Origin of the sequence: Myxococcus sp. AB036A, assembly GCF_006547355.1 — a bacterium.
Taxonomy (GTDB): domain Bacteria; phylum Myxococcota; class Myxococcia; order Myxococcales; family Myxococcaceae; genus Myxococcus; species Myxococcus virescens.
In genome coordinates this window covers 1-25,922 of sequence record NZ_VHLC01000116.1, presented here as the reverse complement: position 1 = coordinate 25,922, position 25,922 = coordinate 1, and the positions used below count along the sequence as shown (strand labels likewise).

At 70.3% G+C, this 25,922-nt stretch carries 27 protein-coding genes; 14 read left to right on the top strand and 13 right to left on the bottom strand.

Annotation, left to right across the window (positions count from 1 at the left end; all coding sequences use genetic code 11):
• The coding region (locus tag FL344_RS32705; protein ID WP_228565544.1) for a hypothetical protein at positions 1-922 on the bottom strand (922 nt) is incomplete at its 3' end.
• A gap of 141 nt (positions 923-1,063) precedes the next feature.
• Entirely contained in the window at positions 1,064-2,011 is a 948-nt protein-coding gene (gene gluQRS, locus FL344_RS32700) for a tRNA glutamyl-Q(34) synthetase GluQRS (protein WP_141590399.1), read from the bottom strand.
• A gap of 170 nt (positions 2,012-2,181) precedes the next feature.
• Here gluQRS and FL344_RS32695 point away from each other — a divergent pair, with 170 nt between their 5' ends.
• Positions 2,182-3,036, top strand: coding sequence for a metallophosphoesterase (locus FL344_RS32695; protein WP_194863338.1), 855 nt, complete (start codon positions 2,182-2,184; stop codon positions 3,034-3,036).
• Between the two features lie 34 nt (positions 3,037-3,070).
• The gene (locus FL344_RS32690; RefSeq protein ID WP_141621285.1) at positions 3,071-4,666 is read left to right on the top strand and encodes an adenylate/guanylate cyclase domain-containing protein; all 1,596 of its coding nucleotides are present in this window, start codon (positions 3,071-3,073) and stop codon (positions 4,664-4,666) included.
• Here the strand turns inward: FL344_RS32690 and FL344_RS32685 are convergent.
• Positions 4,656-5,039: a hypothetical protein gene (locus FL344_RS32685; protein ID WP_020478233.1), complete on the bottom strand. Its 384-nt coding sequence runs from the start codon at positions 5,037-5,039 to the stop codon at positions 4,656-4,658. The two genes, FL344_RS32690 and FL344_RS32685, sit on opposite strands and share 11 nt — an antisense overlap.
• Before the next feature lie 306 nt (positions 5,040-5,345).
• Complete coding sequence (gene rlmN, locus FL344_RS32680; protein WP_141590396.1) at positions 5,346-6,425, bottom strand: 23S rRNA (adenine(2503)-C(2))-methyltransferase RlmN; 1,080 nt, start codon at positions 6,423-6,425, stop codon at positions 5,346-5,348.
• Positions 6,426-6,566: 141 nt separating this feature from the next.
• Here rlmN and FL344_RS32675 point away from each other — a divergent pair, with 141 nt between their 5' ends.
• The 3 genes from FL344_RS32675 to FL344_RS32665 all read left to right on the top strand — a co-directional run bounded on the left by FL344_RS32675 (position 6,567) and on the right by FL344_RS32665 (position 10,536).
• Positions 6,567-8,057 carry a glutamate-cysteine ligase family protein gene (locus FL344_RS32675; protein WP_141621284.1) on the top strand — a complete coding sequence of 497 codons (1,491 nt, stop codon included), beginning with the start codon at positions 6,567-6,569 and terminating at the stop codon, positions 8,055-8,057.
• A 95-nt stretch (positions 8,058-8,152) separates the two neighbouring features.
• Positions 8,153-9,571, top strand: coding sequence for a hypothetical protein (locus FL344_RS32670; RefSeq protein ID WP_228565543.1), 1,419 nt, complete (start codon positions 8,153-8,155; stop codon positions 9,569-9,571).
• Between the two features lie 197 nt (positions 9,572-9,768).
• On the top strand, positions 9,769-10,536 hold the full coding sequence (locus FL344_RS32665; protein ID WP_228565542.1) for a hypothetical protein: 768 nt from the start codon (positions 9,769-9,771) through the stop codon (positions 10,534-10,536).
• A gap of 64 nt (positions 10,537-10,600) precedes the next feature.
• Here FL344_RS32665 and FL344_RS32660 read toward each other — a convergent pair whose 3' ends face one another.
• The 4 genes from FL344_RS32660 to hemG form a co-directional block, all read right to left on the bottom strand.
• Positions 10,601-11,356 carry a LytTR family DNA-binding domain-containing protein gene (locus FL344_RS32660; protein WP_228565545.1) on the bottom strand — a complete coding sequence of 252 codons (756 nt, stop codon included), beginning with the start codon at positions 11,354-11,356 and terminating at the stop codon, positions 10,601-10,603.
• Positions 11,357-11,376: 20 nt separating this feature from the next.
• Positions 11,377-12,438, bottom strand: coding sequence for a sensor histidine kinase (locus tag FL344_RS32655; RefSeq protein WP_141621280.1), 1,062 nt, complete (start codon positions 12,436-12,438; stop codon positions 11,377-11,379).
• Positions 12,439-12,469: 31 nt separating this feature from the next.
• Positions 12,470-12,592 carry a hypothetical protein gene (locus FL344_RS39865; RefSeq protein WP_020478232.1) on the bottom strand — a complete coding sequence of 41 codons (123 nt, stop codon included), beginning with the start codon at positions 12,590-12,592 and terminating at the stop codon, positions 12,470-12,472.
• Between the two features lie 115 nt (positions 12,593-12,707).
• Positions 12,708-14,117: a protoporphyrinogen oxidase gene (gene hemG / locus FL344_RS32650; RefSeq protein ID WP_141621279.1), complete on the bottom strand. Its 1,410-nt coding sequence runs from the start codon at positions 14,115-14,117 to the stop codon at positions 12,708-12,710.
• A 79-nt stretch (positions 14,118-14,196) separates the two neighbouring features.
• On the opposite strand from hemG, the gene FL344_RS32645 reads away from it, so the two are divergent.
• Positions 14,197-14,886, top strand: coding sequence for an SDR family oxidoreductase (locus FL344_RS32645; RefSeq protein ID WP_141590390.1), 690 nt, complete (start codon positions 14,197-14,199; stop codon positions 14,884-14,886).
• Between the two features lie 8 nt (positions 14,887-14,894).
• On the opposite strand, the gene pdxH is transcribed toward FL344_RS32645, so the two are convergent.
• Positions 14,895-15,557, bottom strand: a complete 663-nt coding sequence (pdxH, locus tag FL344_RS32640; protein WP_141590389.1) for a pyridoxamine 5'-phosphate oxidase — start codon at positions 15,555-15,557, stop codon at positions 14,895-14,897.
• On the opposite strand from pdxH, the gene glgA reads away from it, so the two are divergent.
• The 5 genes from glgA (at position 15,558) to FL344_RS32615 (ending at position 19,933) form a co-directional block, all read left to right on the top strand.
• A complete protein-coding gene (gene glgA, locus FL344_RS32635) occupies positions 15,558-16,991 on the top strand; it encodes a glycogen synthase GlgA (protein ID WP_141621278.1) in 1,434 nt (477 codons plus the stop codon).
• 35 nt (positions 16,992-17,026) lie between these two features.
• A complete protein-coding gene (locus FL344_RS32630) occupies positions 17,027-17,941 on the top strand; it encodes a serine/threonine-protein kinase (RefSeq protein WP_090484741.1) in 915 nt (304 codons plus the stop codon).
• 1 nt (position 17,942) lies between these two features.
• The gene (locus tag FL344_RS32625; RefSeq protein WP_141621277.1) at positions 17,943-18,425 is read left to right on the top strand and encodes an LEA type 2 family protein; all 483 of its coding nucleotides are present in this window, start codon (positions 17,943-17,945) and stop codon (positions 18,423-18,425) included.
• 115 nt (positions 18,426-18,540) lie between these two features.
• Positions 18,541-19,092 carry a hypothetical protein gene (locus FL344_RS32620; RefSeq protein ID WP_228565541.1) on the top strand — a complete coding sequence of 184 codons (552 nt, stop codon included), beginning with the start codon at positions 18,541-18,543 and terminating at the stop codon, positions 19,090-19,092.
• Positions 19,070-19,933, top strand: coding sequence for a hypothetical protein (locus FL344_RS32615; RefSeq protein ID WP_228565540.1), 864 nt, complete (start codon positions 19,070-19,072; stop codon positions 19,931-19,933). The genes FL344_RS32620 and FL344_RS32615 overlap by 23 nt, the downstream gene beginning before the upstream one ends.
• Before the next feature lie 45 nt (positions 19,934-19,978).
• Here the strand turns inward: FL344_RS32615 and FL344_RS32610 are convergent, their stop codons facing one another.
• Positions 19,979-21,346 carry a hemolysin family protein gene (locus tag FL344_RS32610; RefSeq protein ID WP_141590383.1) on the bottom strand — a complete coding sequence of 456 codons (1,368 nt, stop codon included), beginning with the start codon at positions 21,344-21,346 and terminating at the stop codon, positions 19,979-19,981.
• A gap of 54 nt (positions 21,347-21,400) precedes the next feature.
• On the opposite strand from FL344_RS32610, the gene FL344_RS32605 reads away from it, so the two are divergent.
• From FL344_RS32605 to FL344_RS39490, 3 genes are all read left to right on the top strand, one after another.
• Positions 21,401-22,180, top strand: a complete 780-nt coding sequence (locus FL344_RS32605; protein WP_141621275.1) for a pilus assembly protein N-terminal domain-containing protein — start codon at positions 21,401-21,403, stop codon at positions 22,178-22,180.
• Positions 22,181-22,283: 103 nt separating this feature from the next.
• On the top strand, positions 22,284-23,285 hold the full coding sequence (locus FL344_RS32600) for a hypothetical protein (RefSeq protein WP_141621274.1): 1,002 nt from the start codon (positions 22,284-22,286) through the stop codon (positions 23,283-23,285).
• Positions 23,286-23,383: 98 nt separating this feature from the next.
• The gene (locus FL344_RS39490; RefSeq protein WP_228565539.1) at positions 23,384-23,533 is read left to right on the top strand and encodes a hypothetical protein; all 150 of its coding nucleotides are present in this window, start codon (positions 23,384-23,386) and stop codon (positions 23,531-23,533) included.
• Positions 23,534-23,578: 45 nt separating this feature from the next.
• On the opposite strand, the gene FL344_RS32590 is transcribed toward FL344_RS39490, so the two are convergent.
• The 3 genes from FL344_RS32590 to FL344_RS32580 form a co-directional block, all read right to left on the bottom strand.
• Complete coding sequence (locus tag FL344_RS32590) at positions 23,579-24,364, bottom strand: hypothetical protein (protein WP_141621273.1); 786 nt, start codon at positions 24,362-24,364, stop codon at positions 23,579-23,581.
• A gap of 91 nt (positions 24,365-24,455) precedes the next feature.
• Complete coding sequence (gene aat, locus FL344_RS32585) at positions 24,456-25,160, bottom strand: leucyl/phenylalanyl-tRNA--protein transferase (protein ID WP_090484714.1); 705 nt, start codon at positions 25,158-25,160, stop codon at positions 24,456-24,458.
• A gap of 11 nt (positions 25,161-25,171) precedes the next feature.
• Positions 25,172-25,922, bottom strand: a 751-nt coding sequence (locus tag FL344_RS32580) for an LEA type 2 family protein (protein ID WP_228565538.1), incomplete at its 5' end; no start/stop codon positions are given.

Sequence of the window (25,922 nt, the reverse complement as noted above, 5' to 3'; positions counted from 1 at the left end):
CCGTGGGGCGGGTGGGCGGCGTGGTGATGACGGCGCCTTCAGCGGCGATGCGCTGGCGGCGGCTCACGCCCACGGTGGCGCCGAGCATCGCGGAGATGAGGCCCAGCAGCAGTGACGCGAAGATGCCCCAGAAGACGCGGCTGGTGGGCTCCGCCGCTTGCAGCGCGCCCTGCTGGACCTGCTCACCCACCTGGCCGACCTTGCCCCGGAACACGGTGAACTGGTCGCTCACCCGGCCCGCGATTTCCTGCGCGTCCTGGCGCGACAGGCGCGTGTTGTCCGCGATGGACGTGACGAGCACCTCCTGGTCGAGGTTGCCGGTGCGCAGGGCGGTGCTGAGGACTTCAGACGTGGCGGCCTGGAGTTGGTTGGCGGTGACGGTCGGCTTGCCCTCCGCCTGGAGGCGCCGGTTGATGGGCCCCAGCGCGTCATTGGCATCCAACCCGAAGGCCTGCGCGGCCTGTCCGCCTCCCGAGGCCGCGCCCGCCACCGCAGAGCCGGTGGCCCCCATCACCGCGCCGCCCGCGCGCAGCGCGGTGCCGATGACGGACGACAGCATCATGCCCAGCAAGGCCGTGCCCACCAGCGTCGTCAGGCCCCACATCACCGCGCCGTGCAGCGCACCGCCGCCCTTGTCCAGCCGGCCCGCGGAGCGCGCGGCGACGAAGCCGCCGCAGAAGAGGGCGATGAGCGGCGCGATGGCGCTCCAGATGCCGGTGCCGATGCCCGCGGCCCGGACGCTGCCCGGGTTGTTGGGGTCTACCGCCGACAGCCCGAGCGCCAGTCCGAGCGAGTTCAGCAGAAGCCACAGCGCCAGGGCGACGAAGGCGCCTCCGAAGATGGCGCCCCAGCTCAGCTTGTAGGGGTTGCCCGCCACGGCGGGGATGACGCCGGGCGCTTGGTTCTCGACGATGGCTGCCATGGTGCTGCCCCTCCTGATGCCTGGGAGCGCCTCGAGCGGAAAGAAGGCGCTCGTGTTCACGGCAAACATGGCCATGGGGCAGCGGAGGCACGATTCCGCCGCGCCCGGATGTCTCGCCGTGGAGGAGGGCGGAGCCCGGGCTCACCCCAGGCCGAGTGCTTCCCGGAGCGCGGCCTCACCCGCGACGACGGGCGCGCGCGGCAGTCTTTCGGCACGGAAGCTGTGCACCAGCTCGGCGAGCGTCAGGGGGCCACCGTCTCCCCATCCGCTCCATGAGGCGAGCAGGCCCAGCACCCGCTCGGGAGCCACGCCACGCTCACGCAGCTCCGCGAGCGCGAAGGCACCCTCGCGCTTGGCCAGGCGCTTGCCGTCTTCGCCCAGCACCAGCGGGACGTGGAGGAACTCGGGCGCGCGCAGGCTGAGCGCGGCGTAGAGCTGGAGCTGCCGGGGCGTGGAGGAGAGCAGGTCGTCCCCGCGCAGCACGTGGGTGATGTCCGTGGCCGCATCGTCCACCACCACCGCGAGCTGGTAGCTGGCCACGCCATCGTTGCGCCGCACGACGAAGTCGCCCACCACCGCGTCCACGTCTTGCGAGTATGGGCCCTGCAAGCCGTCCACGAAGCGGACCTCGCCGGGGCTCGCGCGGAAGCGGTACGCGGGCGCGCGCGTGCGGGCGCGCTCGGAAATCTGTTCGCGGGTGAGGTGCGCGCAGGTGCCCGGGTAGCGGGGGCCTTCGTCGGAGAGTCCGTGAGGCGCGCTGGCGGCCCGTGCAATCTCCGCGCGCGTGCAGAAGCAGGGATACACGCGCCCTGCTTGTTCCAGCCGGGCCTGGGCGTCGCGGTAGAGGCCGTCCCGCTGGCTCTGGAAGAGGGGCTGCTCGTCCCAGTCCAGCCCCAGCCATTCCATGTCGCGCAGCAGGTCGTCGACGTACTGCGGCTTGCAGCGCGCGCGGTCCAGGTCCTCGATGCGCAGGAGGAAGCGGCCGTGGGCCGCCCTCGCCTGGAGCCAGCCGAGCAGCGCGCTGCGGATGTTTCCCAGGTGCATGCGCCCGGTGGGGCTGGGGGCGAAGCGGCCTCGAACCTGGCTCATGGGCGCCCCCGAGGTCCGTGGGGAAGGAGGGCGTGCGGGCACGCGGAGCGAATCATCGTCGCGGGGGACCATAACCGACGCGGGGGGCCCGCCGCAGTGCCCGTGGCCTGCTTCGTCGACGCCCCCGGAGGTGGGTGCTACGTTCGCCGTGATTGGCGGAAAACCCCTCGATGCGCATCGCCCACTGCTCCGACGTCCACATCACCGAGGACTACTTCGCGCTTCCGCTGCACCGGTTGGGCTGGCGACGTTGGATGGCCCTGGTGGAGCTCACCGTGGGAGGCCGCGCCCGGCGGTACGCGCGCGCGCCCCAGGCGCTGGCCGCCATTGCCCGGGACGCGCAGGCCGCGCAGGTGGACCACTTCATCCTCTCCGGCGACCTGACGGCGTACGCGCTGGACGCTGAGTTCAGCGGCGCCCGCCAGTCCCTGGGCGCGCTGGCGGAGGACCCCCGCCGCTGCACCGTCATCCCCGGCAATCATGACGTCTTCACGCCCGGGAGCCACCGCACCGGGCGCTTCGCGAAGTACTTCGGCCACCTGCTGGAGAGCGACCTGCCGGAGTACCGCCGTGAGGGCGCCTTTCCCTTCGTCCGGCTGCTGGGCACCGAGGCCGCGGTGGTGGGACTGCTGTCTGCCCGTGTGCCGCGCACGCCGGGCCTGTCCTACGGCGTCATCGGTGAGGCCCAGCTCGGAGGCCTGGCCGCGTTGCTGAAGGACGCCCGGTTGGAGGGGCGCGCCATCCTGGTGGTGGTGCACCACGCGCCGCTCAATCCCCATGGGCGACCGGACCGCTGGCACCATGGCCTCCGGGACGCGGACGCCTTGCTGAAGCTGCTGCCGGGCCCGCGCTACGCGGTGCTGCACGGCCACATCCACCGGCGCTACCACCATCCCGCCACCGCCGACCGGCCCCATGTCTTCGGCGCGGGCTCCTCCACCGAATCCGGACACGAGGGGTACTGGCTCATCGACGTGGCGGACGGACAGGTGTCCGGCGGCCAGCAACAGACGCCCGCCCTGTGACAGCACCGCCCGGGCGGCGATAGAAGGGCAGCCGATGACCAACATCACCCTGGAGGAGTACAAGGCGCTGCGCACCCTCCAGCGCGCGGTGGATGACGCCTTGGAGGACAGCCTGCGCGGGCGTGAGACGCTGACGCAGACCTTCAAGCGCTGCTTCCCGTTGGTGCTCTCGCTCACCGGCGCCAAGGCCGTGGCCATCACCACGCGCGACGAGGAGCTGGTGGAGCAGACGTGGAACGAGGGGGACTGGAGCGACCGTCACCCCGGCGCGCTGCTGGAAGGTGCCGTGGGCGTGCGCCGGTTGGGGGCGGACACCCTGGTCAGCCAGCCCCTGGACGTGGCGGGAACGCGCGTGGGCGTGTTCGGCCTGCTCTTCGCGGACGACGCCACCGCGCCGGATTCCTCCGCGCGCCTGCTGCGCGTGCTGGACACCGTGGCGGAGCAGTTCGACACGGTGTTGTGCCTGGTGCACACCGCGTCGGAGAAGCACCAGCTCATCCTCCAGTGCAACAACCATCTGGCCAACCCCGTCTTCGAAGCGGGCATGGACCTGGCCGTGCTGACGCTGGCGCAGCGCATACGCCTGCCAGGCTTCCTGCTGCTGTACCGGGACGCAGTGCAGCCGCACGTGCTGCACTACCGCACCTATCGCAACGGGCACCTGACGTTCGAAAGCGGCGAGCAGTCCCATGCGGGGTTGGAGGCGGCCATCCGCCAGCACGGCCCCCGGCTGCTCCTGAGCGAGGAGTCCACGCTGCGGCAGCTCTTCTCCGGCCGCACCACCGAGGCCGTGCTCATCTCCGGCGCCGCCTCACAGGGCCCGCTGGGGAAGATTGTCGTGTGGAACGACAGCGGCTTCTCCTCCTACGCCATGGACCTCATCCGGGTGCTGGCGTCCACGCTGAGTCAGCGGCTCCAGGACTACAACCGCGAGCGCATCCACCTGTCGCAGTTCTTCCCCAACGCCATCATCGACGCGTTGTTGCACGACCCCGCCTATGCCCAGCACCTGCGGGCGCAGGACCAGGAGGTGGGCATCCTCTTCGCGGACATCAACGGCTTCACCCGCATCTGCGAGCAGGGCTTCGACAGCCCGCGCAACATCGGCCGCTTCGTGGATGAGTGGAGTCAGCGCGCCGTGGGCTGCATCTGGGAGCACGGCGGCGTGTTCGACAAGATGGTCGGTGACTGCGTCATCGGCCTCTTCGGGCCGCCCTTCTTCAAGAGCACGCCACGCGAGCGCGCGCAGGCGGCGGTGCGGGCCGCGTGTGACATCCAGGCTTTCACCGCGTCGCTGGGCGCGCATGAGGACGTGGCGGCGCTGTGTGAGCGCGTGAAGCTGCCGGGCCTGGGTGTGGCGGTGGGCGTCAACCTGGCGAACGCCAACTGCGGCCTCTTCGGGCCCAACCGTCAGTACACGGCCTTCTCCAGCGGCATGAACCAGACGGCCCGCCTCCAGTCACTGGCGGGTTTCCGGGAGACGCTGGTGATGGACCGCGTGCATGACGCGCTGGTGGGCTCGGATGAGCCCTTCTTCCAGGGCCTGCGCTTCGGGCCCCTGACGGAGACGCCCGTGAAGAACGTGGCGCAGCCGCTGCGCCACTACCGGCTGGAGCCGCTCACGCCTTGAGGTGAGGGCCCGCGTAGCGCCGCGAGAAGTGAATCCACCGGCGCTCGTCCACCTCCACCTGCCATTCGGAGTTGGGCGTCAGTGGCAGCCGCTGCTTGAGGAAGCTCTCCAGGTGGTCCGCCGCCTTCACCGGCGTGAGGCCCGGTGCGCGGAAGGCGATGTGCAGGAAAACGTCCAGCGTGGCCGCCACGTCCACGGACGCGCAGATGCGCAGCGACCCCACGCGGCGCTGATAGAGCGTGTTCTGCCCGGGCCATGCTGCCGGGTCCATGCCTGTTCGTGGCAGCGACAGCCAGTTGTACGGCTCGAGAACGAAGTCGAGCAGCTCACTGCTCGCCTCATCCACCGTTGCGTGCTCCTGGATGGAAAGCATCGCCCACCTCCCCGGGGAAGCCGATGGAAAGAATGTGCCCATGGCCGTGTCGCGTGCAAGGGGCACCACCCGCAATCGACATGGGCGTCCGCCACCGACACGACGCACCGCTCGGGGTGTAACTCAGGACCCTGACGGATGGGCCTTCGCGTCATGGCGCGTGCGCTTCGCGCGAAGGGCCCGCGGTGTGGCGGGCATGCGAGCGTGAGCTCTCCTCGCGCGGCGCTCGGGCGCTTCGACGTTCGAGACAGTGCGCTCGTACCCGGGGCCTGGGCGGACAGCAGGCGTGGGGCCTTCAGGAATGCGTCAGGCGCTGGTGGGAAGTGAACGGCGTGAACGCCGTTCCACGGTGGCCTTGAGCTGGCCACAGCCCGCGTCGATGTCGATGCCGCGGCGCTGACGCACCGTGCTGGGCACGTCATAGGTGGCGAGCACGTCCTGGAAGGCGCGCACGGACTCCGGACGGCTGGGGCCGCCGTCGTAACCCACCGTGGGGTTGAGGGGGATGACGTTGACGTGCGCGTCCATGCCGCGCAGCAACTGACCCAGCGTGTGCGCGTGCTCGGCGGTGTCGTTGCGGCCGGAGATGAGCGTCCACTCGAAGAAGATGCGGCGCTTGCGCTTCTCGCTGTAGTAGCGGCACGCGTCCATCAGCTCGTTGAGGGGCCAGCGGCGTCCAGCGGGGACCAGCGCCGCGCGTTCGGCGTCGGTGGCCCCATGGAGGCTGACGGCCAGGTGGATGGGGCGCTCTTCATCCGCGAGCCGCCGGATGCCGGGCACGACGCCCACCGTGCTGAGCGTGATGAAGCGTGGGCCCATGGCGAGCCCCAGCGCATCCACCAGCACGTCCACCGCGGACATCGTGTGCTCGTAGTTGTGGAGCGGCTCGCCCATGCCCATGAGGACGACGTTGCGCAGCGTCTCGCCGGAGGCGCGCAGGATGCGGTTGACGTGGAGTATCTGCCCCACGATTTCGCCGGGCGTCAGGTGGCGTGAGAGCCCCATCTGTCCGGTGGCGCAGAAGACGCAGCCCATGGCGCAGCCGGCCTGCGTGCTGATGCACACCGTGGCGCGGCCCTTGAACCGCATCAGCACGGTTTCAATGGTCTGCCCGTCGTCCAGGCGCAGCAGCAGCTTGTGCGTGAAGCCGTCGCTGCTGAAGGACTCGTGGTGGGTGGCCAGCTGGCCCAGGCGCGTGTGCTCGCGCAGCATGCGCAGCAGCTCCGGCTTGAGGCCGTCCAGTTCGTCGAAGGTGGTCGCGTGCCGGCGGTACAGCGCGGTCCAGAGCTGGTCGCGGTGGTAGGGGCCGAAGCCCCAACCGGAGAGCAGCGCTCCCAGCGCGGGCCGCGTCAAATCGTACAGGTTGGCGGACGTGTCGGACGGCATGACCAGGCCCCGAGATAACACACCGGGCGCGGGCGTACCTACCCGTGCCCGTTGCCAGTCGTGGACATTGACCCTGCCCTGCGGGGCGGTCTGGCAGGTGCCGGGTGGCCGGGCAGGCGGCCATGCCTACCTTGAGCCTTCATGGGGATGGCCATCCATCAGGAGGAATTCCGTCCGGAGGACCACGAGCGCTTCTCCCGGCGGCTGGCGGAGAGCCTGGAGGCGCTGCGGGCACTCCTGGCGCGTCCGGGGTTCGGCGTGGGGGCGCCGACCGTGGGCGCGGAGCTGGAGCTGTACCTCGTGGATCGCCTGGGCTTCCCACTGCCGGTGAACCGGGCGGTGCTGGCGCGCGCGGAAGACCCCCGCGTGACGCTGGAGCTGGATGCCTTCAACCTGGAGGTGAACCTGCGTCCGTGCCCGCTGGCCGGCAGGTCCTTCCGTGCGCTGCGCCAGGAGGTGGAGAGCGCGGTGGCCGCGGTGCGCCGGGCCGCGTCCACGCTGGGCGCGCGCGTGGCCGTCATCGGCATCCTCCCCACCTTGCGCGAGGCGGACTTGGGCAGCGGCGCGCTCACGAGCGAGCCGCGCTATCGCGCCATGTCCACCGCCATTCGTCAGCGCCGGTCCGCGCCGTTCCATGTATCGATTCGGGGTGAGGAGGAGGCGCTGTCGCTCACCTGGAAGGACGTGACGCTGGAGGGCGCGAACACGTCGCTCCAGTATCACCTGCGCGTGGCGCCGGGTGACTTCGCGCGCATGTACAACGCGGCGCAGCTCGCCACGGCGCCGGTGCTGGCGGCGGCGGGCAACTCGCCGCTCTTCCTGGGACGGAAGCTGTGGGACGAGACGCGCGTGGCCCTGTTCCGGCAAGCGGTGGACGACCGGGGCGAGCCCGGAGAGGGCGGCTTTCAGCCCCACGCGCGCGTGTCGTTCGGCCATGGCTGGGTGCGCGAGGGCGCCTACGAGTTGTTCGCCGAGGCGGTGGCGCTGCATCCACCGCTGTTGCCGGTGTCGGGCGACGAGCCCCTCCGCGAGCGCGTGGCGGCGGGCGAGGTGCCGGGTTTGGAGGAGCTGCGCCTGCACCAGAGCACGGTGTGGACCTGGAACCGCGCCATCTACGACCCGAAGGAGGGAGGCCACCTGCGCATCGAGTTCCGCGCCCTCCCGGCGGGGCCCACGGTGGTGGACATGATGGCCAACGGCGCCTTCCTGCTGGGCCTCACGCTGGCGCTGGCCGAGCGCGTGGATGCGCTGCTGCCCGCGCTGCCCTTCGTCCACGCGTACGGCAACTTCATCCGCGCCGCGCGGCAGGGCCTGGACGCGGAGCTGCTGTGGCCCTCCTCCACGGCGCCCAGTCCGCAGCCGATGGCGGCGACGGAGCTGGTGAAGCGGCTGCTCCCCGAAGCCCGGGAGGGCCTGGTTCGCGCGGGTGTGGACGCGGAGGAGGCGGACACGCTGCTGGGCATCCTCGAACGGCGCGTCGTGCTGCGACGGACGGGCGCGACCTGGCAGCGGCAGATGCTGGCGCGGCTGGAGTCACAAATGCCCCGGCGGGACGCCCTGGCGGCGATGCTGGAGCGCTATCTCCAGCGCTCCGAATCTGGAGCGCCTGTCCATACATGGCCGGTTGAGTAGCCTGTCGCCCGGGGTGTGCGGTAAAGCGCTGCGCGCCGTGAATATCCCGCCGCCACGTCCGTCACCGGACGCACGCGACTCGCGCTTTCGTGACCATGGCCCGGCTCCTCCTCGTCTCCTTGTTGGTTCTGTGTGCCTGTACCACCCTGCGCGGCCGCGCGGACTCCTTGGCGCAGAAGGGCATGTTCGTGGAGGCCGCGGCCATCTACGACGACCTCATCCGGCAGAGCCCCTATGACCAGGAGCTCCTCCTGGCGCGCGAGGGTCTGCGCTCGCGCGCGCTGGCGCAGTTGCTGAGCAACGCGCGGGAGGCGCGCCTGGAAGGGGATGACGAAGAAGCGGAGGCGTGGCTCCTGCGCTTCCTGAACCACCGGACGGCCTGGAACTCGAAGCTGAATGGCGGCTTGGAGAGCTCCCTGCGCGAGGAGGTGGATGGCACACGCCGTCATCTCCAGCGGCTCGTCGGCAACCCCGCGCGCCAGGGACACGCGCTCACGGCGGAGCAGACATTGCGCCGCAAGCAGCCGCTGCTGGCGCACAGCGAGCTGGCCCTCATCTCCCGCGACATGGAGTGGCTGGTGCTCCAGAGTGGCAAGACGTCCTGCCAGCGGCTGCGGGACACCAGCACGGATGACAGCCCGCACTGGCGCGAGCTGGTGTTCCGCTACTGCGGCCACTGGCGGGAGTACGCGCCGCGCCCCGCGACGGCGCCCGAGCTGTTCGGCCCGCCTTCCTGGACGGGCACCGTGGAGGGCCTGGACGAGGCACAACAGGCGCAGTTGGAGGCCCGGCTCACCCAGGCTTTCGAGTCCTCGCCCTGGTTCGCGCCGGGAGGCTCGGCGCGCCCGGTGTTCAGCCTGGAGGGGCGCTTCGTCACCCAGCGCGACAGCCACCCCGTGGAGCTGACCGCGCCGTGGACGGAGAGCGTGCCGTACACGGACCATGAGGACCGCACGGAGACCATCGAGGAGCCCTACGAGGCGGAGGAGGAGTACACCGACAAGAACGGCAAGACGAAGACGCGCAAGGTGACGAAGTACACCAAGCACACGCACACCTACTCCGTGCCCGTCACGCGGTACCGCGACGTCCCCAGGACCTTCGAGTACCACGCGCTGCGGCTGTCGCAGGCGCACCACGTCACGGTGGCTTCGTCCGTGGTGTTGGACGCCCGGCGCGGGCCCTTCACCGTGACGTTGCAGGACCAGCTCTCCGAGTCCGGCCACGAGCACGACGTCGCCTTCAAGGAAGGCAACGTGCGGCCCCAGCGGCCGAACTTCACCCTGGCAGAGGTCTGGCTCGAGGCGAAGGTGGAGGCCCTGCGCGTGGCCTTCTCCCGGCAGCTCGCCGAGCACTGGCGAGAGTCCTACTGTTCCACGCCTTCGCTCACCTTGGACGAAGCCGCGCGGTGCGCGCGCGCGGGCATCGCCGTCCCCATTCAGGCGTCCCGGGTCCTCTCAGACATCCTTGGCGCGGATGCGACCCAGGTTCCCGCACTTTTCGCGTCACCGTGACGCGGTGTGGGGCGGTGTCGCGTCCAGTCGGCGGGTAGCATTTATGACGGTCCGGGTTGTTATGGTGTTCTGACCTGGAATACCCGTGAGCGCGGACTGTAAAACCTGTCAACCCCGCGCTGGTAGGTGGATTCCACCCAGAGGACCGTATGCATCCGACTGACGTCCGCTGCCGTAGTCCCCGTAGGAACCTTGCGATGTGGATGGCTTCTTCGCTGCTGCTCGCCGCGTGCGGTGGGGCGGAGGCGGAGGCGCTCGCGGACGCCGAGTCTCCTGGCGTGGCGTCCCAGTCGTTGGTGGAGCCGTCGTCCGAGTCCGCCGACCGGCGCATCATCGTGTATCAGACGACCTCGCTTCAGCTCATTCGCATGGACCACCAGGGCGATTCGCACCTGGTGGCGGAGCGCACCGGTGCGCCCGAGGTGTCCCTGGATGGCAGCCGCGTGGCGTATGCGAAGCTGCCGGATGGATACCGCGAGGGCGACGTGGTGCGGAGCTCGGAGCTGTACGTGCTCAACGCGAACTCGGGCAAGTCGGTCCGGGTGACGCAGGGCTTCGATGACAGCGAGCCTGTGTGGACGCCGGATGGGCGCAACGTGCTGTTCCAGTCCACGCGGCGCTCGGGCGTGCCCTCGCTGTGGCTCGTGAAGGAGAACGGCAAGGACCTGAAGCAGCTGACGAACGTGGGCACCTCGCAGTTCAGCTCGGCCTACATCCCCAACCCCGCGCTGGGCGGCACCGTGGAGTGGGATGCGGACCGGCGCATCATCGTCTACACGACGACCAGCCTGCGGCCGGGTGAGGACGGCGAGGTGCGCGTCATCACCTTCGACAGGAACTACGACGTCGCCACGGCCTACAGCCTGGGCACGGGCTTCGGGCCGGTCTGGACGGAGCGCGGCACCGTCGTCTTCTCGCGCAACGAGGGTGGCCAGGTCATCAGCGTCGAAGTGCGCGTGAAGTAAGTCTAAGTCGTCACCCGCAGTCGGGCCCGCGCGGATGCATCGGAGCGCGGGCCTTTGTCTTTCTTCAGCCCTCTTCCTCGACGCCGCGACGCAGGCCCAACATGCGCCGCAGCTCGCGCGCGGACTGACGGCTCACCTCCACCGCGTGGCCTCGCAGCGTGCGCGCCAGGTAGCCACCTGTGTCCAGCGGCTCCAGCCGCGCCACGTGCGTGAGGTTGAGCAGCGCGCGGCGGTGGACGCGGTGGAAGTGCTCGGACGGCAGCTTCTCCACCAGCTCGTTGAGGGTGAAGTCGGTGAGGAAGTCCCCCTGCGTGGTGAACACGGTGACCAGCTCGTCCTCCAGCGACGCGTGGGAGATGGTTTCTGGATCCACCAGGACGATGCCCTGCCGCGTGGGAATGGGCAGGCGGCCCAGGCCGCGGGCGGGCGTGCCAGGTGGCTTCGGTGGGTTGCTGACCGTGCCCGTGGATGCTGTGGCCGGACCGCGTGCGCGTGCCCGCTCCAGGGCCTTCTGAAGGCGCGCGGGCTCCACGGGCTTGAGCACGTAGTCCACCGCGCCATGTTCGAAGGCCTGCACGGCGTGCTCGGCGTGGGCGGTGCAGAGGATGACGCGCGGGCCACCTTCCGGCAGCAGGGCCAGGGCATCCAGGCCGCTGAGGCCGGGCATGTGGATGTCCAGCAGCACCACGTCCACGCCGCCCGCGCGCACGGCGGAAAGGACGCCATCCGCGTCGGAGGCCTCGCCGCAGACCTCCGTGTCCGGGAGCGCCGCGAGCAGCCGCGTCAGGCGCTTTCGGGCGAGCAGTTCGTCATCGGCGATGAGGACGCGAAGTGGGGCGCTCAGGTGAGGACTCCAGGTTGGGGGCCCGTGCGGGGCAGGGTGACGGTGACACGGGTGCGGGCCTCGCCGCCGTCGAGCACGAGGCGCGCGGCGCCGCCGTAGGCCAGAGCCAGGCGGCGCTCCACGGTGGGCAGGCCAGCGCTGCCCTCACGCGGCCCTCGGGAGGGGCCCGGGTTCTCGATGGCGACCTCCACCTCGTGGCCTCGCGCGGTGACGTCCAGGGACAGGGGGCCGCGGTGGCCGGCGGCGGGGCCATGCTTCACCGCGTTCTCCGCCAGGGGGAGGAGCACGAGCGGCGGGACGGGAATCTCCCCCATGCCGGCGGGGATGTTCAGCGTGAGCTGGAAGAGGTCCGGGTCGCGGAGCAGGTGCAGGTCGAAGAGCGTGCGGATGAGCTCCAGCTCCTGGGCCAGGGGCCAGGTGGCGCTGCGCACGCCCGCGAGCACGGAGCGGAGCATGGTGGACAGCCGCAGCACGGCGGTCTCCGCGACGGCGCCGTCCTCACGGCACCACTCCGCGATGGCGTTGAGCGTGTTGAAGAGGAAGTGCGGGTCCAGGTGGCTGCGCAGCGCGAGGAGCTGGGCCTGCTCGGCCTCCAGCGCGAAGCGGGCGGCGCGGGCGCGCTCGCGGGTGAGGCTCTCCTCGAAGCCGATGTCACGGCCCAGGCCCCAGCCCCCCACGAGGAAGAGCGCGCCGCACACCGCGAGGTTGGTGGGCTGCGTGAGGAAGGTGGGCCCCATGCCCAGGAGCTTCGGCAGCACGAAGCCGGAGGTGAGCACCACGCCGCTGCCCACGGTGGCGTAGAGCAGGAGCCGGATGCCGCCATGGCTGAGGTCCAGGCCTTCCGGGAAGAGGACGCGGTAGGAGACAGGCGCCACCGCGATGAAGAGCAGGCACATCAGGAGGCCCAGCCCGAACGCGGCCCAGAGGGGCGCGTGGCTGAAGCGCACCTGCGCGGTAATCAGCGTGACGGAGACGACGAGGATGGGCAGCAGCCGTCGGGGCTCCACGAGGGCCCGCAGGGTGGCGCGGACGATGGAGCCTTCCGATGTTTCCAGCATGCGCCAGCGGGAGCGTACACCGCCGGCCGCGTCACTGCGCCGGGCGCTCCTCCAGCTCCGTCTCGAAGGCGTCCAGCAGCATGCTGCCGGCGAGGACGACGGGGAAGAGGACGATGGCGGCGACGACGAGGACAGGGGAGGGGAGGGCGAACATGGCGGGGGGCTCCTGACTCCGACAAGCATGCACTGCCAGTCTGACGCGTCTTCCTGGTTTACGCTGACGCCTCCGGCCCGAGCGGTCGCTCCCTGACAACGAGCGGTCGCAGTCGCTATTTCCGAACGGTTTCCTCGTCCGCGAGGGCAGCCGCGAGCCGCGCCGCGTTACGGATGCAGTCGTTGAGGCCAATGCCTTTGTAGGCGTTGCCCTCCAGGTGCAGCCCGGGCCAGCGCTGGAGCGCCGCGTCGATGTCCGCCATCCGCGCCAGGTGCCCCACGTTGTACTGGGGAATGCCCCGCTGCCAGCGGAAGACCTCCGTGAAGGTGGGCCGGGCCGTCACGCCTGTCAGGGCCTGCAGCTCCTCGAGCGCCAGCGCCGCGAGCTCTGCTTCGTCCAACTTCACCAGGTCCGGCTGACGCGCGCCGCCCACCATGCAGGTGTAGAGCACGCGGCCGCCCTCGACACGGAAGGGGAAGGTGGTGGACGCGTGGATGGCGCCCAGGAGCCGCCGCTTCTCCTCGAAGGGCACCAGGAAGCCGAAGCCGTCTGGTGCCGGAAGCGTGCCCGCGTCGAAGCCCAGGTGCACCACCGCGATGGGTGCGTACTCGATTCGGGACACCTGCTCCGCCAGCGCGTCATCCAGGGGGCGCAGCAGCTGCGCTGCGACAAACGCGGGAACCGCCAGCACCACGTGGTTCGCGGTCAGCTCCGCGCGGCGTCCATGTTCCTCGACGGCGAGCTTCCATCCGCCATCCACGCGCGTCAGGCCTTCCACCCGCGCGCTCACGTGCGCCGTGTCACCCAGCGATGCGGCCAGCGCGTCGATGAGCACCTGGAGGCCGCCGTCGAACGTGCTCAGCGCGCCCGACAGCTTCGGCGCGTCCCCCGCGGGCAGCGCCTTGCGTTGGGCCTTCTGCGCGCGGATGGCGCCCAGGATGAGGCTGCGGTGCTCGCGCTCCAGCTTCACCAGCATCGGGAAGGTGGCCTCGACGCTGAGCTGCTCCACGTCCCCGGCGTAGATGCCCGTCTGCACCGCGTCCAGCAGCACCCGCGTCGCCGCGCGGCCCAGGTGGCGGCGGCCGAACGCGGCCAGCGATTCGTCCGTGCCTTCCGGCGCGCGGCCGGAGAACAGCTCGCCGGCGACTCGCAGCCGCGCGCCCAGCGGAAGAATGTCCGAAGTCAGAAACGCCGGCGGCGAAGCCGGCACCGACCGGAGTCGGCCTCGCGTGTAGACATAGCGACGCTTCGCTGAAGGGTCGGCGACGCGGATTCGACCTTCGAGGTTCAGCGCCGCCGCGAGCGCTCGCGTCGCGGGCTCGCGATCCAGGAAGCTGTTGGGGCCTTGCTCCACCAGGTAGCCAGCACGCGCATGCGTGCCCACCGCGCCTCCAAGACGTGCGGATGTCTCCAGGAGCACGGCAGCCGTACCGCGCGAACGCAAACCGTGCGCGACGGCCAACCCCGAAATCCCACCTCCCACGACGGCGACATTCATCTGATGTGTCCTCTGCATGTGGTGCATGCGGTTACCAGCGTGCACTCCCTGCTCGTCATCGCGCGTGTTTTGCCAGCGGAAGGCATTCAGCGCGTTAATGCCATGCATGCGCTACGTCATCACCGGAGCGAGCAGGGGGATTGGTTTCGAATTCGTCCAGCAGCTCCTGCTGCGGGGCGATACCGTCGAAGCCGGGGTCAGGTCGCCAGAGGGAGCACGGCGGCTGGAGCCGTTGAAACAGAAGGCGGGCAACCGCCTGCGCATCCATGCGCTGGACGTGGGAGACGACGCCAGCGTGCGCGCGTTCGCCACCAACGTGTGTACCGGCCCCGTGGACGTGCTCATCAACAACGCCGGTGTCTCCGGCTTGTGGTGTGCGTTGGGTGACGTGGACTACGCGGACATGGCGCGCACGTTCACCATCAACGCCCTGGGGCCGCTGCGTGTCACCAGCGCGATGCTGCCGGGCTTGCGGCAAGGCGCCTTGCGGCGGGTGGCTCACGTCACCTCGCGGATGGGCTCGTTGGCGGCGAACACCGACGGCGGGGCCTATGCGTACCGCATGTCGAAGGCCGCGCTGAACATGGCCGTGCGCTCCATGTCCACGGACCTGCGCCCGGAGGGCTTCGTCACCGTGCTGCTCCACCCCGGTTGGGTGCAGACGGACATGGGCGGCCCGGACGCCACGCTGCCGGCGCCGGATTCGGTGCGCGGCATGCTGCGGGTCATCGACGGGCTGAACCCGGAGCACAGCGGCCGGTTCTTCGACTACCAGGGGACCGAAGTGCCCTGGTAGCCGTGCCCTCATGGGTAGAGCATCTGCGTGCGCCAGCCGCCGTCCTCGCGCAGGTAGACGTGCCGGTCGTGGAGCCGGCTCTCCTGGGCGTGCCAGAACTCGATGCGGTCCGGCACCACGCGGAAGCCGGACCAGTGCGGTGGGCGCGGCACGGACTGGCCGGCGTACTTCTGCTCCACCTCCGCCACGCGGGCCTCCAGCTCCTCGCGAGTCGCCAGCGGCTGGCTCTGCAGGCTGGCCCACGCGCCCACCTGGCTGCCGCGGGCGCGGCTCTGGAAATAGGCGTCCGCCTCCGCGTCCGTGACGCGCTCCACGCGGCCTTCCACGCGCACCTGTTCATTCAAGGGCTGCCAGTAGAAGCAGAGCGCCGCGTAGGGATGCGCGCGGGCCTCGTGGCCCTTCCGGCTTTCGTGGTTCGTGTAGAACACGAAGCCGCGCGCATCGAAGTCCTTGAGCAGGACGACGCGCGCGCTGGGGCGCCCGTCATCCCCCACGGTGGCGACCACCATGGCGTTGGGGTCCACCGCAATGGCCTGCTTCGCCCGCTCGAAGAGCTCCGCGAAGCGTTGGATGGGGTCTGGAGGAATCATCACGCGGTGCAACATAAGGGGCGCGCGGCAGGTGTGCACCTTCGCGGTTGACTCATCCGGCACACACGTCAATGTGCGCACATGAATGTCCTCTTCATCTCCTCGGAGGTGGCCCCGTTCTCCAAGACGGGGGGCCTGGGGGACGTGGCCGGGGCTCTCCCCGCCGCGCTTGCCTCGCTGGGCCATGACGTCAAGGTCATCACCCCGCGCTACCGCGACCTGCGAGGCGCGGAGCGGCTGGAGCCCACGGGCCAGTCCCTGCTGCTGCGCTTCCCCTTCGGCGAGCTGTCGGGCCCCATTCTCTCCGCCCGCGTGTCCGAGCGCCTGGAGGTGCTCTTCCTGGAGAACGCGTTCCTCTTCGGCAACCGCCACGGCCTCTACGGAGACGCGGGGGGCGCCTTCGCCGACAACCACCGGCGCTTCGCCTACCTCAGCGTGGGCGCGCTCCAGGCGGCGCAGCGGCTGCGCTTCATCCCGGACATCATCCACGCCAACGACTGGCAGACGGGGCTGGCGCCGGTGGCGCTGCGGCGCGGCTTCCAGACGGGGCCGCTGGCGCACGCGAAGAGCGTCTTCACCATCCACAACCTTGCCTACCAGGGGCAGTTCCCCAAGGACGTGATGGGGGACCTGGCGCTGCCCTGGGACTTGTTCACCGCCCATGACGGGCTGGAGTTCCACGACACGGTGAACTTCCTGAAGGCGGGGCTCGTCTTCTCCGACGCGCTCACCACCGTGTCCCCCACCTACGCGCGGGAAATCCAGACGCCGGAGCAGGGCTACGGGCTGGACGGTTTGCTGCGCCACCGCGCGCACCGGCTCCACGGCATCCTCAACGGCGTGGACACGCACGAGTGGAACCCGGAGGACGACGCCTTCCTCCCGGCCCGCTACGGACTGAAGGACCTGTCCGGCAAGGCCGTGTGCAAGCGCGAGCTGCTGGCCCGCTTCGGACTGGAGGACGGCCCCGCGCCGGTGTTCGGCTTCGTCAGCCGGCTGGCGTGGCAGAAGGGCATGGACCTGCTGCTGGAGGCCCTGCCGGCCGCGCTCCACGCGGACATCCGCGTCGTCGGCGTGGGCAGTGGCGAAGGGCCCCTGGAGGAAGGGCTGCTCGCGTTGCAGGCCCGTTACCCGAAGCAGGTGGGCGTGCACATCGGCTTCGACCCCGGGCTCTCCCACCTGGTGGAGGCGGGGGCGGACTTCTTCCTCATGCCCAGCCGCTATGAGCCGTGCGGCCTGAACCAGATGTATTCGCTGCGCTACGGCACGGTGCCCATCGTCCGGGCCACCGGCGGGTTGGTGGACACGGTGGAGGGAGGGCTGGACGGAAACGGCATCCTCTTCGAGGCCTTCCACAAGTCCGCCCTGCTGGCGGCCATCCGCCGCGCCCTGGCCCTCTACGCGGACCCGTCGCGCCTGGACGAGTTCCGGCGCCGGGGCATGGAGAAGGACTTCTCCTGGGGGGCGTCCGGCCGCCGCTACGAGGCGCTCTTCCACGACCTGGTGGCGGAATAGTGGGTGCGGACGGAAATTCGCAGTAATGTTGTGCCGTGGCGGATGCTCCGGACCTGGGTGGTTACGAGGTGGTCGGCCGGTTGGCGGTGGGCGGCATGGCGGAGGTGTACCAGGCGCGAGCCCGGGTCACCACGCAGCGCTCACCGGGTGAACCGGACGAGATTGTGATCAAGCGGCTGCACCCGTCGTTTCGCAGCGACACTGCCTACGTCAAAGCCTTCGTCGACGAGGCGAAGCTGACGGTCCGCCTGCGCCATCCGAACATCGTCCGCACCTACCGCCTGTTCAAGGCGGGGCCGGACTACCTGATGGTGCAGGAGCTCGTGAGTGGCCGGACGCTGGGCTACATGCAGGAGCTGCTGGTGAAGGCCGGCGCGGCCATGCCGCCCGAGTCCGCCTGCTACATCGCCTGGTGTCTGCTCAAGGCGCTGGACTACATCCACCGGGCCAAGGTGGGGGAGAACGGCGCCACCATCGTCCACCGCGACGTGAATCCGGCCAACCTGCTGCTGGGCATCAACGGCGACGTGAAGCTCACGGACTTCGGCGTGGCGGAGGTGGAGGGGCTGATGCGCGGCGACTCCGGCGCGCTGCGCGGCACGCTGCCCTACATGAGCCCGGAGCAGGTGCTGGGCCTGCCGGTGGACGCGCGCACGGACCTGTACGCGGTGGGCATCATCCTCTGGGAGCTGTGGTCCGGTCGCCGCCTCTTCGCCGGGGAGCACGAGGCGGAGCTGATGCACAAGGTGCGCGACGCACGGGTGCCGCTGCTGACGTCCTCTCCGGAGCTGCCGGACTACGCGGTGCAGGTGGCGCGCAAGGCGCTGTTCGCGGACCGGGCGCGGCGCTTCCAGACGGCGGCGGAGTTCATCAAGGCGCTGGAGTCCCTGTCCCGGCGCGCGGGTTGGCCGCTGACGGTGGAGGCGCTCCAGCCGCTGCTGGGGGGCTGAGATGCGCTCGCGCCGCGCCGTCATCCTGGGGCTGCTGGGAGGCGGGCTCGCCGTGTCCGGGTGTCTGGGCTCGGTGCCCCTCCGGCCGCGGGCCTATGAAGACTCCGTGCGCGTGGTGGGCTTCCAGGTGGACTTCCGGCAGGACGGCACCGGTGTCCTGGACCTGGACCTGGCGGTGACGAACCCCGCTTCGGACGCGGCCACGCTGGCCGCGGTGGACTTCACGTTGCGGGTGGACGGGCGCCGCGTGGCGGTGGGCACCCAGCAGGTGGCGGCGCCCCTGGCGGCGGATGGGAGCGCCCCGCTGCGCGTGCTCTTCCCGCTGGCCAGCGCGCGCGCCAAGGGCGGGCCGGAGCCGGTGCCCCGGCGGGTGCAGGTGGAGGGCGGGGTGGTGCTGCGCTTTGGCGGCACCGAGCGGCGCGCGCCCTTCAGGTCCGAGCGCGTGCTCCCGCTGGCCTGGGTGCCGCCGCTGGACGGGGACTGAGGCCGCCGCTCTTGCGTGGGGTCGACGCCACCCATGTGGTGTCATGGTAGTTGTCCGTTGCCGGCGGCCGCTGTGACGTGCCAGCGTGCTGGCCATGTCGCTTTTCCGACAATGTGTGTTTCCCATCTCCTTGGCGTTGCTGGGCTCCAGCAGCGTGCTGGCCGCGGAGAAGTCGCCTCCCCCTGAGCCTCCGGCTCCTTCGCGCAAGGTCGACCCAACGAAGGCGCAGACGGAGGCGTGGCTGCGCGAGCACATCGAGGCGTGGAACGACTCGGAGGTGCACGTCACGGTGAAGGACTGCCGCATCATGGTGCTGGACAAGCCCCGTGAGCGGACGGAGATCGTCGACCTGCGCGGCTTGCTGCTGCCCATCGAGGTCATCCGGCTCAACGGTGGGAACGATGCGACGCTCCGGCTTCGCGTGAAGGAGAAGCACACCGGGACATATTCCATGTTCCGCAAGTGCAGCGCGGAGAACCGCTACTGCGCGGAGCCCACCGGCAAGTTCCAGAGCCTGCCCTATGTGGACCTCTCCGTGACGTCGGTGCGGGACTTCGTCCCCGGACGGCAGACGGACGTCGACAAGAGCCTGCGGCTGGAGCGGGCGCTCGAACACTACTCGCGGCTTTGTGGGGCAATGGAAGATGCGCGCAACCGGCTCTTCTAGGTTCGGGGCTGCGGGGCTGGCGGCGTTGCTCTTCTCCCAGGCGGGTTGCAGCACGACGTCCGAGTACGTGCGCGGCGAGCGCCTGCGCGAGGCGTCCCTGGGAGAGACCCACCGCGACACGCTGGAGAGCGTCGTGGATGCGTCCTACGTGGGCCGCGTCGCGGTGAAGCGCACCACCTGCACCGAGATTTCCACCGAGTTCAGCAAGAAGCGCATCGACACGACGACCAGCCCGCCCATGGGCTCGTTGCTCGGCGGGCTCGCGATGCTCGGAGGTGGCGGCGTCTTGATGGCGATGTCCGACGGCTCGTCCGATGACGACGTTGACATCACCATGACGCTCGGCGTGGTGCTGGCGCTCGCCTCCATCTACCCGTTGGTGACGGCGCTCACCGAAGAGGACGTCAGCCAGGAGGAGGTCGTCACCAGCGAGGTCGAAGAGGAGCGCTCTCAACGCTGTGATGAGCGGACCTTCGCGCTCAAGGGCCCGCTGCATTGGAGCGTCTCCCTGGGCGCCGCGCGGCGCACCGGGCGCACCGGAGAGGACGGCGCCGTGTCGCTGGGGCAGCCGCTCAACGAACTGGTGGAGCAGGCCATCACCGACGAGGCCAGCATCCGCCGGCTCGTCGCCGGGCGGGGCATTGCCTTCCGGCTGGAGCTCGAGCGCGCCCCACCGGCGGACTTCCGGCTCGATTCCAAGGCGCTTCCGGATGCCTACTTCCGGCGCTTCGCGGACCGCTACGGGAGGCAGCTCGGAGGCAGCGAGCGCGCCCGCTTCGAGAACTGCGAGCTGATTGGCAAGTCCGCGCGAGAGACGCTGGAGTGCTACTGGTCCCAGTAGCGGGTGAGGACCGGCCCCGGAGTGGGGCCGGTGCCGCTCCGGGCCTCAGCTCTTCGCGGAGGCCTGTTCCTCGCGGCCGAGCTCGCGCCCCAGCCCGTCGCGGGACTCCGCGGCCTTGCCGTCCTTGGTGAGGCCAGACTTCACGCGCGACATCCGCACGCGGTCGATGCGGGGGCCTTCCTTGGACGCCACGACGAACTGCCAGCCGCTGTAGGCGAAGCGCTCGCCCACGTCGGGCAGGTGGCCCGCCATGGAGGAGAGGAAGCCGCCCAGCGTGTCGAAGTCGCCTTCGGGCAGGGGGAAGCCGAACGTCTGCGTGAAGGCGTCCACCTCCAGCGCGGCGTCCACCAGGAAGCTGCCGTCCGCCAGCTTCTCCACCTGCTTCTCCTCCACCTCGAACTCGTCGCCGATGTCGCCGACGATTTCGCGGAGGATGTCCTCCAGTGTCACCACACCCATGAAGCCGCCGTACTCGTCGACGACGATGGCCATGTGGATCTTCTGCTTCTGCATGTCCCTGAGCAGGTCGCCAATGGGCTTCATCCACGGCACGAAGTGCGCCGGGCGGATGATGTCCTGCAGGACGATGAGCTCGGGGTGCTGGAGCAGGGGGATGATGTCGCGCGCGTGCAGCACGCCGATGACGTGGTCCACGTCGTCCCGGTATACGGGGATGCGGGAGTGGTTCTCCTCCGCCAGCAGGCGCAGCAGCTCGTCCGGGGTGATGGTGATGTCCACCGTCACCACTTCCGTGCGCGGCACCATGACGTCGCGGCAGCGCTTGTCGGACAGCTCGAAGATGGAGCGGATGAGCTGCGGGGCGCTCTTGTCGACCTCGTTCTTCGCAGCCTGGGCGGCCAGCAGCTTCTCCAGCTCCTCCAGCGGAGGGGGCGGCGGCTCGAAGCGCAGCGTGCGGCCGAAGGTGCGCGCCATCAGGTTGAGCACCGCCATGGCCACGCGCATGGGCGGGTAGAGCACCGTCACCAGCAGCGAGGTGAAGCCCGACAGCCGCAGGGCCCAGCGCTCCGGGCTGCCGTTGGCCAGCCCGCGCATGGTGACTTCCATGAGCGTGGCAAGCACGCCCACCAGCAGCGCGCCCGCGGCGACGGTGGCCACCGGCAGCCACGCGGATTCGCCGTAGCGGCTGAAGTCCAGCATGCGCGGCGGGACGAAGGCCCCAATGGCCGCGGCCTGGAATCCGCTGAGCACCATGCCCAGGCGCAGCGCCGTGGCCACCGGCTCGCGGTCCGTCTTGTGGCGGAGCACCCGGCGCGTCGCGCGGCCCGGCTGCGTGTTCGCCAGTTCCTGTGCTCGCAGGTCGGACACGCCGTAGAGCGCGGACTCCGAAGCGGCGACAAGTGCCCTGACGAAACTCAGCGCCAGGCAGGCGACCCAGAGGGTCCAGGTAGGCATAGAGCCCTGTTCTTATCCCGTGCTAAGGGTCCATACCACTGCGCTGGAGCCCTGATGTCCGCTCGCATGTACGCTCTTGGAGCACTCCTGGCCCTTCTCGTCCCGACGCTCGCGCGTGCGTGGCCGGTGGACCTGGTCGTTCCCCTGGAGCCCGGGAAGGAACGCTTCCACAAGCTCGACACCGTGGACTGGGTCCAGGTGGCGGACGCCTCCGTGGCGGACGCGGAGCTGCTGCCCGGGAGCAACGAACTGTTGCTCACTGGCCAGAAGCAGGGCCGGACGCTGCTCCTGCTGTACGCAGGGGGCCGCTTCGCCGTGTGGCGCCTCACGGTGGGCTCACCGCTGCCGGAGGACCCCGCGCCCCGGCTGGCCGCGGCCCGCAAGGCGTGTCCGGATTTGAACGCGACGAGCGGCGCGGAGCGCTCCCTCCGTGTTTCAGTGAAGGACTCCGCGTGCAGGTTGGCACTGCTGGAGCTGCTGAAGACGGACGCCTTCGTGGCCCGGGAGCTGGAGCTGACCTTCGAGCTCCCTGTCCTCCAGGAGCAGCTCACTTCGCTGGGGGAGGGGTTGAAGCCGCTGGGGCTGGAGGCTCGTTACAGCGGCGCGGGCGTGGTGGTGTCGGGCGCGGGCTCGCCGGAGGTGCACCGCAAGGCGCTGTGGGAGTTGTTCCACCGCTCCGTGGGCCGGGTGCCGCTGGACGACCAGATTCAGGAAGTGAAGCCGCCCGAGCCCACCGACGCCGGTGCGCCGGCCGCGGCCCCGCCCGCGGTGGAGGCGGAGCGTGAGATTCCGGTGGAGGTGCTGCCGCCGCCGAAGAAGTCACGCAAGCGCTGAGGGCTTCGGCTTGGCGTGTCGCGGGCATGCGGTATGACGGGAGGCTCCCTCTTTCGCCCGTGTGCCTCAGCCGGCCGCGGCCGCTTCTTCGTGGAGGAGCCCGATGCGTTTGGCAGTCCGGTTGACCGCGCAGGCGTGGGTGTCGAGCCTGGCGCTGTTGATGCCCCTGGTGGCGTCCGCGCAGTTCGATGACGTGGACACCTTTCCGGCCGCCGAGCCCGAGCGCGGCTGTCCGAAGCGCCCCGACGTGGTGCCCTTCACGGCGCGCAATCTGGTGGGACTGTCGGGCTCGGGCTGGCTGGCGCACCAGGCCATCATCCCGGAGTCGAAGGACCGCTTCTTCTCGGATAGCGAGCGGGACCGCTCCGGCGTGAAGCTGGTGCCGGAGGATGTGGACGTCCGGAAGCTGGGCGCGCCGGACCCGTCCGTGCCCTTGTGGGTGTTCGGCAAGGCGGATTCGGCGGCCTGCCGCGCGGTGCCCGTGGTGTGGTGGGCGGTGCGGATGGGGACGGAGGCGGACCGCAAGACGTACCTCATGTCCGAGCTTCAGGTGGACTGCGACGTGCTGCCCCCGGGCCGGCTGTCGGGCACGCCGGTGGCGCTGCGCCAGAAGGACGCGCCCACCGGCTGCAAGCTGCGCCGCGCCGACGACAACTCCACCAGCGAGGAGGGCCGGGGGCTGCCCCTGGAGCTGTCGGACGTGATTCCCGAGCGCGCGTCGTGCGAGGCCCCGGAGTGCCAGCGCAAGTGGGAGATTTTCAGCAGCCGGTGGGATGACGGCAGCGCCGTGTTCGACATCGCGGTGTCGTGGATGAAGCACGACGGGAAGAAGGACCCCTGCGAGTGGGCCACGGAGGACCACACCGCGCTGCTGCTCCGGCCGGCGGGGGCGCTGGCGCCGCTTCCAATGCGCTCCGGCGGGGCCTTCTTCGGCGCGCTCTATGACAGCACCGGGCTGCGCACCGTCCTCAGCCGCACCTTGGGCGTGCTCAACGTCCATGACGCCGCGAAGCCCAAGGTGGCGCCGAAGGCGGTGCGCTACGGCAGCCCCACGGAGGAGGAGCTGGCGTACGGGAAGCGCACGTTGTCACCGTGCAAGAAGTAGGGGCGTCGGGGTTGAGTCCTTGCCGAGCCGGCGAGGACTGGAGGCGATTGCTCGCGCATTGCCGCCTCGCGCAGTGGGCGCTCCCTGCTTCGCGACACATGGACCCGCTGCTCGGTGCCGTCGCGGAGCGCTCCGAGCGCGCGGACATCGCGAGCTTTGACGAGCACTTCCAATGCTGTCCGCCGCTGGCCCGCACGCCCATGACGTCCCAGTACGCCGGGGACTGGGTCGTTTCGCTCGGTCCTTGAGCGCCGCGGTGCGTCCTCGCCCGTGGCGCCTTCAGAGTGGAGCGGCTACAGCTCCCGCGACTGCTGCACCTTGCGCTGCTGGTCGCGGACGGCCAGCTCCTTGGACAGGTAGGGCTTGAGCCTCTGGCTCGTGTACGTGAGCGTCAGGCTGCGCGCCCCGGGCTCCTGGCTGCCGGTGAGCCGCAGCTCCGTTTCGGCTTCGGTCCAGGTGCTCCGCAGCAGGTATTCGTGAACCGCGAGGGCGGCGTCCGTCCTCGCGTTGGCCTCCATCTGCCGGCCGAAGTTGTCCACGGCGGGGCCACTGGGCTGCACGCCGGAGCGCCACGCGTGGTAGTTCGCCGAGGCCTCGGAGAGGTTGTTGGCCATCTGCGCCAGCGCCAGGCGCCCCTCCGCGTCGAGCGCCGAGTCCTCCCTGGACGCGGGCTTGCCGTACTTCATGGTGAGCAGCTCCGCCACCGCGTTGAAGTTGTCGCGGACGGCGCCCGGCGCGCGGAAGTGGAGGGTGACCTCGGCCAACTGTCCCTGGGCGAACACGTAGTAGGCGTCCGCGCGGCGGCCGGCCACGACGTCGGCGACGTGCACGTCCCCCCATGCATTGATGACCCAGGCGTGGATGGGGAGCGCGGTCATGGCCTCGTCCTTCGTCATCCCCCAGCGCGTGTCTTGGAAGCCTGAGCTGCTGCGGTACTGCTCCCGGGCGCCCTCCTCGCGCTCGACGTCCGCCAGCCGGATGGCGTCGCGGCGTTCGAGCAGCGCCTGGTGCTTCGCGGACGTGCCGCAGGCGGTGGTGGCGAGACACAGCGGCAGCAACAGGGCGGAACTCCATCGCATGGGCGGCTCCTCTGGCGGTGGCGTGGGACCGTGACGGCCCGCCGCTTCCGATATTCAAAGGGGCCCGCGCCATTTCGAAAGCGCAGGGCGCTCAGGGGCCGGCCGCCGCCTCTTCCGTCCACTTTCCGCGCCGGGTGGGCTCCTTCATCGCTCGGGCGAGCGCCGTGAGGAAGCGCCTGCGGGGCCAGTTCTCCGCGCCGAAGCGGGCCAGGTGTTCAGTCTCCACCTGGCAGTCGATGAGCTGGAAGCCCCAGCCCTGGAAGCGCTCCGCCGCGGTGACGAAGGCCACCTTCGAGGCGTCCGGGGCCAGCGCGAACATGCTCTCTCCAAAGAAGGCCGCGCCCAGGGACACCCCATACAGGCCGCCCTTCAGCTCGCCCTCCGCCCACGCCTCCACCGAGTGCGCGAAGCCCGCCTCGTGGAGCGTGACGTAGGCCTCCATCATCTCTTCGGTAATCCAGGTGCCCGTCTGTCCGGGCCGAGGCACCTGGCTGCATTCGGTGATGACGCGCCGGAAGGCGGTGTCGTAGCGCACCTCGTAGACGCCGCGGGCCATCGTCTTGCGCAGCGAGCGGCCCACGTGGAGCTTGTCCGGCGACAGCACGAAGCGCGGGTCCGGCGAGTGCCAGAGGATGGGGTCTCCCTCGCTGTACCAGGGGAAGATGCCGTGGGCGTAGGCGGCCAGCAGCCGCTCTGGACGCAAGTCACCGCCGACGGCGACGACGCCGCTCTTGTCGGCGCGCTCCGGGGGTGGGAAGAGCTCCGGGTGCTCGTCACTCAACAGGTAGATGGGCACGGCGTCCCACTCTACCGGGAGACGTTCAGCTTCACCTTGCCCGTGAGCGAATACGGCACGCGCAGCAGCGGGCCCGTCACCTCACCCGTCACCCCGTAGGGCAGCAGCCCCTTGGAGATGAGCGCCTTCACCTCCGGGCCCCAGGTGTCCTTCGTCACCGCCAGTTCAACCGGGTACACGCCCGTGGCGGATGCGTCCACGGTGTCAGCCTGCGCCAGCGTGCCGCTGTCCAGCGTCTTGCCGGCCACCGACGCCGTCCACGTCAGGCCCTCCAGCCGCAGCGGGAAGGGGTTGGGGTTGCGCACGCCCAGGCGGAGGTTGAGCTGGACCTCCTCATCCGAGTAGCGCGCCCCGTCCAACTCCTCCACCACCACCGTGGGCAGCCGGGGCACCCGCGCCGCGCGGCTGGCGGCGAAGGGAATCGTCTGCTCCTGGTCTCCCGAGCGCACGACGAGGGTGCCGCGCAGGGCGAGCAGCAGCGTGCCTCCCTGGGCGCTCAGCCGCGCCAGGTCGTCCTCGTTCTTCACGTAGGGCGCGCGCTCCTCGAAGGAGAGGTCCGTGGGCTCGCCGGGCGTCAGCGCCACGTCCAGCGTCGCGGTGCCTGTCTTCACCACCTGGCCGTCGGCGACGAGCTCGTAGTCGGCGCGCTTCACCACCCCCTCTCCGGGGCTTGTCACCTGTGCCTCGAAGCGCAGGGTGGCGTCGGTGAGGCCCTGGGACGCGACGACGGTCCTTTGGGCGGTGAGGACGGCGGGATGGGAG